13 protein-coding genes and 1 pseudogene are annotated in these 12090 nt (G+C 67.6%); 7 read left to right on the top strand and 7 right to left on the bottom strand.

What is annotated here, in order from left to right; genetic code table 11:
- Positions 1-622 precede the first annotated feature (622 nt).
- The 3 genes from ABZU76_RS07450 (at position 623) to ABZU76_RS07440 (ending at position 2477) form a co-directional block, all read left to right on the top strand.
- Entirely contained in the window at positions 623-751 is a 129-nt protein-coding gene (locus tag ABZU76_RS07450; RefSeq protein ID WP_354866055.1) for a hypothetical protein, read from the top strand.
- 263 nt (positions 752-1014) lie between these two features.
- Complete coding sequence (locus ABZU76_RS07445; RefSeq protein WP_354866053.1) at positions 1015-1863, top strand: oxidoreductase; 849 nt, start codon at positions 1015-1017, stop codon at positions 1861-1863.
- A complete protein-coding gene (locus ABZU76_RS07440; protein ID WP_354866051.1) occupies positions 1863-2477 on the top strand; it encodes a TetR/AcrR family transcriptional regulator in 615 nt (204 codons plus the stop codon). The genes ABZU76_RS07445 and ABZU76_RS07440 overlap by 1 nt, the downstream gene beginning before the upstream one ends.
- A 717-nt stretch (positions 2478-3194) precedes the next feature.
- On the opposite strand, the gene ABZU76_RS07435 is transcribed toward ABZU76_RS07440, so the two are convergent.
- Positions 3195-4109: an alpha/beta hydrolase gene (locus tag ABZU76_RS07435; RefSeq protein ID WP_354866049.1), complete on the bottom strand. Its 915-nt coding sequence runs from the start codon at positions 4107-4109 to the stop codon at positions 3195-3197.
- Positions 4110-4217: 108 nt separating this feature from the next.
- Here ABZU76_RS07435 and ABZU76_RS07430 point away from each other — a divergent pair, with 108 nt between their 5' ends.
- Positions 4218-4625: a MarR family transcriptional regulator gene (locus ABZU76_RS07430; RefSeq protein ID WP_354866046.1), complete on the top strand. Its 408-nt coding sequence runs from the start codon at positions 4218-4220 to the stop codon at positions 4623-4625.
- A 380-nt stretch (positions 4626-5005) separates the two neighbouring features.
- Here ABZU76_RS07430 and ABZU76_RS07425 read toward each other — a convergent pair whose 3' ends face one another.
- From ABZU76_RS07425 to ABZU76_RS07410, 4 genes are read right to left on the bottom strand one after another with little or no spacing between them, the layout of a single operon-like run.
- Complete coding sequence (locus ABZU76_RS07425; protein WP_354866044.1) at positions 5006-5743, bottom strand: SDR family oxidoreductase; 738 nt, start codon at positions 5741-5743, stop codon at positions 5006-5008.
- A gap of 32 nt (positions 5744-5775) precedes the next feature.
- Complete coding sequence (locus ABZU76_RS07420; RefSeq protein WP_354866042.1) at positions 5776-5991, bottom strand: hypothetical protein; 216 nt, start codon at positions 5989-5991, stop codon at positions 5776-5778.
- On the bottom strand, positions 5988-6413 hold the full coding sequence (locus ABZU76_RS07415) for a methyltransferase domain-containing protein (RefSeq protein ID WP_354866040.1): 426 nt from the start codon (positions 6411-6413) through the stop codon (positions 5988-5990). Before ABZU76_RS07415 ends, ABZU76_RS07420 begins: the two co-directional genes overlap by 4 nt.
- Positions 6414-6442: 29 nt before the next feature.
- Positions 6443-7807: an MFS transporter gene (locus ABZU76_RS07410; RefSeq protein ID WP_354866038.1), complete on the bottom strand. Its 1365-nt coding sequence runs from the start codon at positions 7805-7807 to the stop codon at positions 6443-6445.
- A gap of 204 nt (positions 7808-8011) precedes the next feature.
- Here ABZU76_RS07410 and ABZU76_RS07405 point away from each other — a divergent pair, with 204 nt between their 5' ends.
- Positions 8012-8620 carry an XRE family transcriptional regulator gene (locus tag ABZU76_RS07405; protein ID WP_354866036.1) on the top strand — a complete coding sequence of 203 codons (609 nt, stop codon included), beginning with the start codon at positions 8012-8014 and terminating at the stop codon, positions 8618-8620.
- Between the two features lie 230 nt (positions 8621-8850).
- Here ABZU76_RS07405 and ABZU76_RS07400 read toward each other — a convergent pair whose 3' ends face one another.
- Both ABZU76_RS07400 and ABZU76_RS07395 read right to left on the bottom strand, forming a co-directional pair.
- Complete coding sequence (locus tag ABZU76_RS07400) at positions 8851-9459, bottom strand: Tn3 family transposase (protein ID WP_354866034.1); 609 nt, start codon at positions 9457-9459, stop codon at positions 8851-8853.
- Positions 9460-9769: 310 nt separating this feature from the next.
- Positions 9770-10696: an NADP-dependent oxidoreductase gene (locus tag ABZU76_RS07395; protein ID WP_354866032.1), complete on the bottom strand. Its 927-nt coding sequence runs from the start codon at positions 10694-10696 to the stop codon at positions 9770-9772.
- Between the two features lie 75 nt (positions 10697-10771).
- Between ABZU76_RS07395 and ABZU76_RS07390 the strand changes: the two genes are divergently transcribed.
- Both ABZU76_RS07390 and ABZU76_RS07385 read left to right on the top strand, forming a co-directional pair.
- A complete protein-coding gene (locus ABZU76_RS07390; protein ID WP_354866030.1) occupies positions 10772-11152 on the top strand; it encodes a helix-turn-helix domain-containing protein in 381 nt (126 codons plus the stop codon).
- A gap of 363 nt (positions 11153-11515) precedes the next feature.
- Positions 11516-12090, top strand: a pseudogene (locus ABZU76_RS07385) (type VII secretion protein EccC); the annotation flags it as partial.

Here is a 12090-nt window from a genome sequence, read left to right as displayed (position 1 = left end):
GGCGCCGGTGAAGGCCGCCGAGTCGATCATCGCGCCCGAAAGATCCGTTCCGCTGGCGTTCTTCGGCGTGCACACCTCGATCTCCTGGTTCTCGGCGCAATGTCCCGGCGTCGGTCGGAGATTGCCATGGTGGCTGCGGGCCGTGTGCGGGTTCGCCGCTTCCTGGTGCCCGGCACGCAGTCCGAGAGCGGCGTTCGGTGCGCATCTGGAGGGTGCTCGCGCGGGGCGGGGGCCAGTCCGTGCGCTCCGTGAGCTTGAGCGCGGGATGAACTTGCGTTCGCGTTGGTCGTCGATCTTCTCGGGTTCCGATCGGCAGGGCGACTGCGGGCCATGTCCGCGGCACTCGTGGGGTAACTCCGGATGAGGGGCTGGATAACGGAATCGGTCGGCACCCGGCGCGTCGCTGTAGAAGCGAGCAAGTGGGGTCCACCGAAGTGCTAGTGAAGGAAGTGGCTGGCTTCGGGATCGGTGTCACGCGCGTCGAACCGGGCGGCGCGCCCACCGGCTTCCAGAGTGGACTGCAGTTCGGCGCTTCGCTGGGGGGTCTGCGACGGGACTGCCGCGGCGAAGGTGCGTGGCCTCCGGAAAGCCGGCCTTCAGTCACCGGGTGACCTCCGCGCGCATGGCTGCGGCAATGATCGACAGCGTCGAGCGGCCCCCCGCTCCGCGCCGCGTCGTCCTCGGCCGCTCCGCGGTCGACGGCATCCGCGCCGCGCTGGCTGAGCGGCTCACCGAAGGCGAAGCCCCGTAGGCGGCCGCGTGTGCCGCCGAGTTCTCGTAGGCATAGGCCACCTGATTCGTTGTCCGTCAATGTGATCACGGCATTCGGGGCGACCGCTGAGCGCTAGATGATGGTCAATTCGTCGGAAGGCCGCCGTTTGGAGTCGGCGATCAGGCAGTCCAGGGCAGGCCGCCAAACGCGGCAGAATAAACACGGTGACGATAAAAATCGACAGGGTGTAGACTTTTTGGCGAGGGGCAGTCAGCTCCTAGCGAGACCTTCCTGGAGGACCAGTGGAGAAGCGGAACTGGCTTGTTAGCGGCGTCAGCACGGGTCTCGGACGTGCCTTTGCCGAAGCCGCCCTAGCGGCCGGGCACACCGTCGTCGGCACGGTGCGCGCTGAGCGGGACCTGCGGGCCTTCGTGGAGCTCGAACCGGGGCGCGCTCACGGCCGCATCCTGGATGTGACCGACGGCGACGCCGTCTCGAGCGTGGTCGCTGAGGTGGAGCAGAACGTCGGACCGTTGGACGTGGTCATCGCCAACGCCGGCTACGGCCTGGAGGGCACTTTCGAAGAAACCCCGTTGGCAGAGGTGCGGCGGCAGTTCGAGGTGAACGTGTTCGGGACCATGGCCACCCTGCAGGCGGCACTGCCGCACATGCGCCGGCGCCGCCGTGGGCACCTGATGGCCGTCACTTCCATGGGCGGACTCATGGCCGTGCCCGGCATGTCTGCGTACTGCGGCAGCAAGTTCGCCCTCGAAGGCGTCCTCGAGGCGCTGCACAAGGAGGTTGCACAGTTCGGGATCCACGTGACGGCGATCGCGCCCGGCTCCTTCCGCACCGACTGGGCCGGCCGATCCATGACCCGCACCTCGCAGTCGATCGACGACTACGACGAGTTGTTCACCCCCATCCGCGCAGCGCGGCAGAAGGCGAGCGGGACCCAGCTGGGCAATCCAGCCAAGGCCGGGGAAGCGGTCGTTCACATCACGTCGGTCGTCCAGCCGCCGGCCCACCTCCTCCTGGGCTCGGACGCGCTGCGGCTGGTCACCGCCGCGCGCACAGCTGTGGACGAGGACATCCGCGTGTGGGAGACCTTGTCCCGCACGACCGACTTCGCGGAGGGAGCTCAGCTCTGATGCCCGGCCATCACCCCGTACGGAGCCGGCGCGCCACCGAACGAAAGGGCGACGCACGTGAGAGGGCCATCCTGGACACCTGTGAAGCTTTGCTGGCGCACAAGGGCTACGACGCCATATCCGTGGGGGACATCGCCCAGGGCGCCGGCATCACCCGCGGTGCGCTGTACTTCTACTTCGGCTCCAAGCAAGAAGTCGTCACGGCACTCGTCGCCCGGACCGTTGAGCATCTGTGGGAACGATCGCGGGTGACCGCGGAGAGCGAAGAGCCGCGACAAGCGATCGCGGTAGCCATGCAGCGCACAGTCGACCTGTGGAACGAGCACGGCCTGGTCATGCGGACGGCCATCGACCTGTCGCTGACCGTGCCGGAGATCGGTCGGCTGTGGACCCATACAGCCGACTTGTTCATCAACGCCATCACTGCCGTCCTGGAACGAGCCGGCGTTCGGGCCGGCACTGAACCGGACCAAGCCTCAGCGATGGCCCGCGCCCTCTGCTGGATGATCGAGCGGACCTTCTACCACGCCTCACAAGGCTCCCGCGAGACGTTGCACAACGCATCTTCGACCTGCGAGTACATCTGGCTGATCAGTGCCGGTCTGACAGCCTGACGCATCCCGTGTGGACGGTGGGGCGCGAGACTTGATCCCAGGGTCCGAGCCTCACCGCCCATGCGCCTTTCACGAACGGCAATTCCGCGCGGTACGAACATCCTTCGGCCGCCTCGCCTGAGGATGGGCGATGATCACCGCAGTGTTTGACGAGCAGGCCCACTCCCGACCCGACTGGGCCACTTCAGCTGTCTGCTCGGCGATGACGGACAACCCGGCGAGGAATGACGTCCCTGACGAACAGAGTTCGCGACGCGTGCGGCCTTCGTCAGTGTCGGGTTGCGGGCACCGGACGCGGAGCCCGTGGCCGCCACACGTGATGTCGAAGGGGTTGGCGGACTGGCACCCGCGGTCGGGTCGAGCGCGCTGGGTGGTGGCGTCGCCCTTGGTCAGGCGTTCGTCCGAGCCTCGTGTCGCGGGTGTTGCGCAACGACCCGAGTGGTTACGCGTCGATGGACAGGGCGCGACGCGCCCGCCGTTACCCGCGGGTCATCCTGTGCCGTACGTACTGATCCGACCACAGCCGCGGCTATCCGGCTTGCGTGGCAACGGTTGCGTATCGCCCGGGGTCCGCCAAATTGTGGTCGGATTGACAACTCGGATCGTGGCGCCGGCGAACCCGTTCCAGCTCGCCGAGGTACTGGCCGGCCACGGGCTCCGCGCCGGATACGCCGGACTGGGCCAACGGCGTCCCGATCTTCTTCGATGATGTCGCGCTTACAGGTTGTCCGAGTAGAAGGCAGCGAGCCGGTCGACGGCGGCGTCGACGTACTCGACTACGTCGTACATCTCGTAGTGGCCGGCGTCGTCGATCACCATGAGATCGACTGGGTTGGGGGCCAGTTCCCAGAGCTTCATCCCGCTCTCGTAGGAGCCGGTGTTGCCGATGCGTCCGGCGAGGATGACTTGCAGAGGCTGGGTCATCAGCTCATCGACCAAGTGGAACGCGTCGTAGCCCAGCAGCAGCGAGTCGCTGCGCGCCAGGCGCCGGTTCGTCGAGTGCTCGTTGCCACCCCGCTCGGTGCGGTAGAACGTGATTGCCTGCGTGGTGTCGATATCGGTCAGTCCGGCGGCTGCGGCGTCTTCCAAGGTGTCGGGCAGCCAGTTCGAGCGGGCCAGCTCACCGGTGCGATTCTCCTCGGTGCGCGCGGCGGCCATGGTGTCGAGCGCGGCCGCCGGGCTGTCCGGCTGGAAGCTGCGGAACGACGTGCCCATGTTGCCCGGGACGACGGTGCCGACCGCCTTGATGCGGTGGTCCGTGCGGGCGGTGTGCACGGCGTAGCCGCCGCCGGCGCAGATGCCGAGGACGCCGATGCGTTCGGGGTCGATGCCGGGGACCACGTTGAGTGCGTCGATCGCGTACGAGATGTCTTCGCCGCGGCGGTAGGGGTCTTCGAGGTCGCGGGGCTCACCGCCGCTCTGCCCCTGGTGGGCGGGGTCGAAGACAAGTGCTGCGATGCCCCGGGCGGCGAGGCGGGAGGCGTAGTTCGCGCCGATCTGTTCCTTCACGCTGCTGCCGGGGGTGGAGACCACCACGGCGCGCAGTGGCGCGACCCCGTTGTTGTCGTCGGGCAGGTAGAGGTCTGCCGCGAGCTCGATCGGCCCGCGGGGGATCGGGATGTGGTGGAGCACCTGGTGAAACCTTTCGCCTATGGTTTGTGTGAAACAGAGTAAGTTCACAGTGATAGTTAGTACACTTCTGAACTAGTTCCAAACTGTATCAGATGGAGGAGGGCTCGGATGTCGGTTGACGCCGCCCAGCTCTGGACGCTGAACCACCGTCTGCTGACCGTGGTGCTGGACGCCTGCAGCGCTGAGCTGGCCTCGCTCGGGCTGGAGACAAAGGAGTTCTTCGTCCTCGCCGAGGTGCCGGAGTCGCCGTACCCGGCCGAGCTGGCCGCGGCTCTGGTGATCCCGAAGGCGAGCGTGACGGTCTATGTGCGCAACCTCGTCGCGAAGGGGTTCATGCGGCGTGAGATCGACGACGCCGACCTGCGCCGCCACCGGCTCGTCCTGACCGCCGAGGGCGAGGCGGCGCGCGACCGCGCGCTCGCCGCGCTTGCGACGGAGTTCGATCGCAGGCTGGCGAAGATCGCGCCCCGTGACCGCACCGAGCTGCAACGCATCCTCCTCGAGATGCTCGAGTAGTGCGGCCCACCGATGCGGCCGGGGCGACCTGGGGGATCTGCGTCCCCTTCTTGCCCGGTCCGCGGTCGGCCGGAACGGGCACGGTGCGGTTGTCGCGCAACGCGGGCACGAGGATGAAGCGCGCGGTGTGGTACTTCGCGGCGGTTTTCCCGGCGCGGGTGTGGCAGGCGCTGCCGGCGGGGACGTCGCATTGCGGGCAGGGGTGGCGTTCGACGGTGGCGGCGTCGTCGGGTCCGAATTGCACGCCGACATTCGCGCAGAACTCTGTCAAAACCGAGGGTAGTTCTGCGAGGTGTTGTGCGAATCGCGGCCTGGGATCCTCGGTCCGGGTCGGCTGGGTACAGAATTCTCACAACTGGTCATTGGTGAGAGTTCTGTACCTAGCCGAGGGCGGGATGGCCGCCCATGGCGCTGAGGGTGGCGCCGTTGACGTAGCTGGCGTCCGGGGATGCCATGAAGGCGACGGCGCCGGCGATCTCGTCGGGGTTGGCGAGACGCTTGAGGGCGACGTTCTGTCCGGCGGATTCGAAGGCGTCACCGTAGCCAGCGGTGCCTTCGGTGCGGGTGGGGCCTACGGCGACGGCGTTGACGCGGACGCCGTCGGGGCCGTATTCGGCGGCCCAGACACGGGTGAGGGATTCGAGGCCGGCTTTGGTGGCGCCGTAGATGCCGCTGCCGTGGCCGGGGGTGGCAGCGGCGCCGCTGCTGATATTGATGATGGCGCCGTATCCGCGTTGTGTCATGCCGGGGGCGAGGGCCTGGACGAGGAGGTAGGGGGCGCGAAGGTTGATGGCGATGTGGGCGTCGAAGGTGGCCGGGTCGGTGTCGGCGGTGCGGGCGAAGTGGAAGATGCCCGCGTTGTTGATCAGGATGTCGACGTCGCCGGTGCGTTCGGCGAGTGCGTTCACCTCCGCGGGGTCGGACAGGTCGGCGGGTTCGAAGCGGGCGGTGGCGCCCAGGGCCTCGATTTGCCGGAGAGTGTCGGCGGCGCGTTCCTTGTTACGACCGTGGACGATGATATCGGTGCCGCGTGCGGCTAATGCCAGGGCGGTGGCGCGGCCGATGCCTGCGGTGGCACCGGTGATCAGGGCGGTCTGCTGGGCGAGGTCCTTGCTCATGATCGTGCTTCCTTGTTGGTGGTGCGGGGTGTTCAGCGGGTGCGCTGGCCGGTGAGGACGGTGTCGTGGATGGTCACCGGTGTGCCGTCGGGCGTGGTGGTGGCGCGCGGGTGCGCGGCTCGGGTCAGAACCGTCCACTCGCGTACGGGGAGCTCGGCGGCGAGGTCGGCGGCGGTGTAGAACAGGCCGGGCTCGGGCGGGCGGGGCACCGCGGTGTCGAGGTCGCTGGGGTGGTGGCCGACGATCACCAGATGTCCGTCGGCGGGCGACTCGGGCAGTGAGGGCTGCGAAGACCGAACCCCGTACCGGTTGGGAGAAGTGGCTGAAGGACGCGGTGACCAGATCGTGGAGGGGGCGTTCGTCGGGCTGCCAGCCGCGGATGTCTGCGTGCTGCCAGGTCACGCGTCCGGCCAGGTGGGCGGGAGGTGTGCTCGGCCGCCCGGTGCAGGGCCTGGGTGGAGAAGTCGACGGCGGTGACCTGCCAGCCCTGCCCGGCCGGCCCGATGGTGTCCGCGCCCTCACCGCATCCCGCATCCAGCACCGTCCCGGGCGGAAGGGACGAGACCTCCTTGACGAGCGCGGGGTTCGGCTCACCGATCCACACCTGGCCGGTGCCGCTGTAGCACTGATCCCAGAAGGCGGCACTGAAACGCGGGTCGTGCTTGGTCATCAGGAAGCTCCTTCGGGCGGTAGGGGTGATCATGCGGAAGCCGTGGCGGCGGCGGGGATACGGCGCGCCCACAGGCCGAAGAGGATCAGGCCGGCAAGCGGGAAGGCCGCGGTCGCCAGCAGGGTCGCGCCCAGGCCGTGGTCCAGGCCGCCGGTGGCGGCCAAAACGCTGGTGAGAATGGCCAGGCCCATTCCACCGCCGAGCTGCTGCAATCCCTGATTGAGGCTGGCGGCAGCGCCGATGTGCTCGGCGGGGGCCTGGTGCATGGTGACGGCGGTGACCGGTGCGAAGGTCGCGCCCGCGCCCGCGCCGAGCAGAACCGACGGCAGAAGCACGGTGACGATCGAGGTGTCCGGGCCGGCATCGGCGGCCATCAGGGCCATCCACGCGATGCCCAGCACCAGGCCGGACAGACCAGCGATGCCGATGACGCGTTCGCCCAAGCGCGGCAGCAGCCGCGGAGTGAGCTGGTTGGTGGCGAGCAGCCCGAGGGTGAAGGGCACCAGCGCGAGGCCGGTCTGGATCGGGGTGAACTCGAGAACCTGCCGGGTCAGCAGCGTGGTGAAGAACAGGAAACCGACCTGACCGGCCGGGATGACCAACATGGACAACAGCGGGCCCGCGCTGCGCAGGGTGGAGAAGAACGCCAGCGGCATCACCGGGTGCGGATGCCTACGCTCACACACGATCAGCACCACCAGGGACACCACGGCGACGGTGAACGCGCCCAGCACCGAGAAGCTGGCCCAGCCCCGGTCGGCGGCCGAGGTGAAAGCGAAGACCAAAGCCACCATCGCCAGAATCGAGGCAGCGGCACCGCCGACGTCCAGCGAGGTGCGCCGGCGCTCCATCTCGGGCAAGTTGCGCACAGCGCCGAACAGGACCAGGACACCGATCGGGGCGTTGACGAACATCACCCACTCCCATCCCAGCGTCTGCGTCAGCACCCCACCCGCGAGCAGACCCACTGCCGCGCCGGCGCCGACGGCGAAAACGAACGTCGCCATCGCGCGCGAGCGCTGCGGGCCGGGGGCGGTGATGCCGACGAGCAGCACCATCACGCTGGGCGCAGCCACAGCAGCCCCCACGCCTTGAAGGGCGCGCGCGGCCACCAGGAATCCCGCCGACGTGGCAAAACCTCCGGCGATCGAGGAAAGCACGAAGACCGCCACTCCGAGGATGAGGGCGTGACGGGGGCCGATCATGGAGCCGACCTTGCCGCTGAGCAGAATCAGCCCACCGAAGGTCAGCGAGTAGGCCGTGACGACCCAGGACAGGCTGCCACTGGAGAAGCCCAGTTCGCGTCCCATGTCGGGCAGGGCCACGTTCACGATCGAGGTGTCCACGACGAACATCAGCTGCGTCAGCACCAGGATCACCACGGCCAGCGCCACCGGACCGCGCCGAATGTTCACCATCGCACCCACCGCCGGCGTCGGCGCGGTGTCGGACCCACCCGCCAAGGCGGTGGGCGAGCTGCCTCGGGTCATTGCACATCTCCTGTCCCGCGTCATCGCCCCATTCGGGGCGTCTGCTGAAACAGTCAGCCCACCCAATCCGAAACGCAAAGATCCTTGCTGCAGTGGCAAGATTGGGGCATGGATGATGAGACCGAGTCGACGATGGCGGCCGTTGGCCCCCGCCTGAAGGGACTGCGCTCGCAGCGCAACCTGTCGCTTACCTCCCTGGCGCAGGCCACCGGAATTTCCCTGAGTACGCTGTCGCGCCTGGAAACAGGTCAGCGCCGCCCGACCCTGGAACTCCTTCTCCCCCTGGCCCGCGAGCTGCGCGTGGACATCAGCGAACTCATCGGGGCGCCGCAGACCGGCGACCCCCGCCTGCACCTCAAACCCGTCACCCGCCACGGCATGACCATGCTGCCCCTGACCCGGCGGGCAGGAAGCCTGCAAGCCTACAAATTGATCATCTCGCCCAGGATGCGCTCACCCGAGCCTGAGCAGTCCAGCCACGAGGGCTACGAGTGGATCTACGTCCTCGACGGGCGCCTGCGCCTGGTCCTCGGCGACAACGACCTAGTCATGGGTCCCGGCGAAGCTGCCGAATTCGATACCCGCGCCCCCCACTGGTTCGGTAACGCCGACGAGAATCCCGTCGAAATCCTCAGCCTCCTGGGCCGCCAGGGAGAGCGCGCACACCTTCGGGCCCGGACGGTACGGCCCAAGGGCACCGCAACAGCTACCGAGTGAGACACACCCGCTGCCCCTACCGGACGTGGCCTCATCCGAGCGTGTTAGTCGTCGTCTCCGGCGGCGGCAGGGACACGGAAGGCGCAGCCCTGGGAGGGGCCGCCGGCCTTGTTGCCGGCAATACAACGATCTCGCGGTCAGGCACGCGGAGCGAACAGCACCCGCGGATGCAGATCGAGTCGGGTCACCGGCGCTTCGGCCGGCACGGCATAGCGAACCCAGCGAGGTCATCAGAAACCCTTCTTCGAGGTGGCATGCAGCCGTGCCCGGCGCGGCGCAGTGGTCGTGGGCACGGCCGCGCCCAGGGTGATGTCGCCGGGGAACAGCGCTCCAGACACCAGATCCGGCGTGATGACCGGCACCGCCTTCGGCGGGGACAGGTCGACCACCCAGTCCCCAAACCGGCGGATGGTGTGGCTGATGTACGGGGAGACTGTGGCCAGATCATCGGTGTTGATCGGGTGCCCGTCACCGGCGAGGGCGTTCGCCGCGGCGGTGATGTCGCAGGTGTTGGAGTAGATTACGCAGTTCGCGACCAGCTCGTTGAACTTGATGATCTTTTTCTGGTAGTCCGGGTCGTTGCGCCCGATCGCCTCGCGGCCGAACCTCAATTTATTGTGGACACCCTGCTGCGCGCCACGTAGCACGTAATCGCAGGGGATTTCGCGGGACCGTCCTGACCGGCTACAGAGAATGTCGATGACCAAACTGATACCGGAGCCAGTGTTCTCGACTGACGATTCGCGGGCATGTGCGCGCATGGTCCACGGTGAGGACGTCGCCGCGCATTTCCATGACTTCGGATAGCTCGGGTATGCCACTTCGGAGGTGCTGGTCACTTCAATCGAGGCAGGCGCTTGGATGGCGCCTGCGAACCGGATTACCGGGGTGCCACCTTTCCAGGTGCACGGTAGTTGCTCCTACGGCAAGATCGATGTTCGTCTGCTGCGCGCAGATCCAGCAAATCCTGCGACACTGGCCGAACTGTGCCGCAGGGCGGACCCACGCAGCTTGATCGAGGCCTTCACCGATCTCGTCGGCGAGACACCTGGGCGCTATCGCGTAACGGCACGCACAGCTCACCGTTGATCCAAGCACGGCGGGTTGGCTGGTGGTGGGGCCTCGTCCACCCGAGGCCCCACGACGGGATCAGACGGTGAGGACGAGTTTGCCCTGGAGGTGACCGCTCTCGAGTAGCCGGTGTGCGTCGGCGATGCGTTCGAACGGAAAGGTCTCCTGCACATGGACCCGGAGCTTGCCCTGTTCTACCAGTCCGACGAGACCTCGCAGGGCGACCGGATCGGGGTCGACCGCGATACCGCTGAAGTGCATGCCAGCCGCCTCGAACCTGGCGGCGAGCTCCGTATCGTCCTCGGCGACCGCAGTCACCAGGTGACCGCCTGGGCGGAGCACTTCGAGCGAGCGCTTGGGAATGTCGCCGCCGAGCGTGTCGAAGACGACGTCGATGTCGCGGACCGCCTCGGTGAAGTCGACCGCCGTGTAGTCGATCACCTCGTCGGCGCCAAGCCCCTCGACGAACTCCCGCTTGGTCTCGCTGGCGGTTGCGACCACGTGCGCACCGAGCGATTTCGCGATCTGGATCGCGACGTGGCCGACCCCACCGCCACCGCCGTGGACCAGGACGCGGTCGTCCGCGGTCACGCCGCCGAGGTCGACGAGGCCCTGCCACGCCGTCAGCCCGACGACTGGCAACGCCGACGCCTCGACGTGTGAGAGCGACGCCGGCTTGCGCACCAGGTGCAATGCCGGCGCCGACACGATCTCGGCGTACGCGTTGGCCGCCCGCGGGAACAACGGCATCCCGAACACCTCGTCGCCGGGCCTGAATCGCCATGTCTGCGCCTGTTCGACCACACCACTGATGTCCCAGCCGAGAATGAACGGCGGGCGGCCGAGCAGTGGGAATTCGCCGGCGCGCAGCCGCGGTTCGAGCGGGTTCAGCCCGATCGCCTTGACCCGGACGAGGACCTCGGTCGGAAGGGACCGGGGCTCGGGCGCGTCCACAATAGTGAGCACCTCGGGGCCGCCGAGCTCCTGCTGGGTGATGATTCGCATGACTCTCCTGGCTTGTGGAGGGGAAGTGAATCCAGGCTATGTTTCCGTTGGGTACCGGCAGGTACCGTTGGCTCCATGAGCGGTTTCGGTGGCGGTGAGCTCTTTCTGGCGGACTGCCCGGCGCGTCTGGCGGTCGAGCTGATCGCCGACAAGTGGACGGTGGTCGTGCTCGCCGGCCTCAGCAAGGGCCCGGTGCGCCATGGTGAGCTGATCGAGCTGATCGGTGGCATCTCCCGCAAGATGCTGACTCAGACGCTCCGCCGGCTCGAGTCGCACGGACTCGTCCGCCGCCACGCCTACGCCGAGATGCCGCCCCGCGTCGAGTACGAGCTCACTCCTCTCGGGGCGACGCTGATCGATCCGATCCACGTACTGACCGAGTGGGCGAGGGCGAACGGCGACGCGGTCCTCGACGCGCTCGACGCCGGTTCCGAGCCGATCGCCCATCACGGCTGACTCCTCGCCGCTAAGGCCCCGGCGACGTCCGGTTCGCAAGATAGATAGAACGTTCAGTATTGACGCCTGCCGGTCGTCCCGCTAGCGTATCCGTGTACTGAACGCTCTATACATGGGAGAGTCCGTGTTCCCTGTGTCCGTTTCCGTGTCGCCTCGCGGGCTTTCGGATTAGCAGCGCTCGCCCCGCTCGGCGTGTCGGCTTCGTACGTGGTCGACGAGAGCGACCGGGCCTCTGCATGTGGTCTGGGCACTCGGTGATCGGGCGTGTCACCGAAGGGTCCTCGCTTCATCCCCCAGTGACGCGGTGAGCCCGGTCGTCCGCTCCCGCCACCCCGAGAAATTTGAGTTGAAGGATTCCGTTCGGTGAGCACGATTCAGTTCAAGAGGCCGCCGCGGCTGCCGGTGCCGCGCCCGCCGGGTGGCGAGGTGCACCTCGAGCCCCCATCCGAAGTACCCCGGGTAATTCCAGGGAACATCGTCTTGAAGGTGCTACCGGTCGTCATGGTCTTCGCATCGCTGGGTTTGCTGGTCTTCTCGTTCACGGCCGGTGGCGGGAACCCGTTGACGATCACTGTGGGTGCCACGACCCTCCTCGGCACTGTGGGAATGGTCGCCGGCGGTGGTGGCCGGGGCGGTGGCCAGAAGAAGGCCGAGATGGATGAGGACCGCAAGGACTATCTGCGGTACCTGGGTCAGATGCGTGACCGGGCCCGTGAGGCGATGGTCGATCAGCGTGCCGCGCTGGAGTGGGTGCATCCGGATCCGCAGTCGTTGTGGTCGCTGGCGGCGAGTCGCCGTATGTGGGAGCGTCGGCAGAACGATCAGGATTTCCTGCATTTGCGTGTCGGGCGTAGCTCGCATCGCCTCGCCACGCGGCTGGTGCCGCCGCAGACCGGCCCGGTCGACGAGTTGGAGCCGATCGCGACCCTGGCGCTGCG

The sequence above is a fragment of the Amycolatopsis sp. NPDC005232 genome, from assembly GCF_040607795.1.
In the GTDB taxonomy this organism is placed as follows: Bacteria; Actinomycetota; Actinomycetes; order Mycobacteriales; family Pseudonocardiaceae; genus Amycolatopsis.
This window is presented reverse-complemented; position numbering and strand designations above follow the sequence as displayed.

Bases quoted from the DNA above. Each gene is read 5' to 3' on its own strand.
- ABZU76_RS07415 (WP_354866040.1), bottom strand. From the start codon at position 6,413: ATGACCAAGCACGACCCGCGTTTCAGTGCCGCCTTCTGGGATCAGTGC.
- ABZU76_RS07450 (WP_354866055.1), top strand. From the start codon at position 623: ATGGCTGCGGCAATGATCGACAGCGTCGAGCGGCCCCCCGCTCCGCGC.
- ABZU76_RS07440 (WP_354866051.1), top strand. From the start codon at position 1,863: ATGCCCGGCCATCACCCCGTACGGAGCCGGCGCGCCACCGAACGAAAG.
- ABZU76_RS07395 (WP_354866032.1), bottom strand. From the start codon at position 10,696: ATGCGAATCATCACCCAGCAGGAGCTCGGCGGCCCCGAGGTGCTCACT.
- ABZU76_RS07405 (WP_354866036.1), top strand. From the start codon at position 8,012: ATGGATGATGAGACCGAGTCGACGATGGCGGCCGTTGGCCCCCGCCTG.
- ABZU76_RS07390 (WP_354866030.1), top strand. From the start codon at position 10,772: ATGAGCGGTTTCGGTGGCGGTGAGCTCTTTCTGGCGGACTGCCCGGCG.
- ABZU76_RS07430 (WP_354866046.1), top strand. From the start codon at position 4,218: ATGTCGGTTGACGCCGCCCAGCTCTGGACGCTGAACCACCGTCTGCTG.
- ABZU76_RS07425 (WP_354866044.1), bottom strand. From the start codon at position 5,743: ATGAGCAAGGACCTCGCCCAGCAGACCGCCCTGATCACCGGTGCCACC.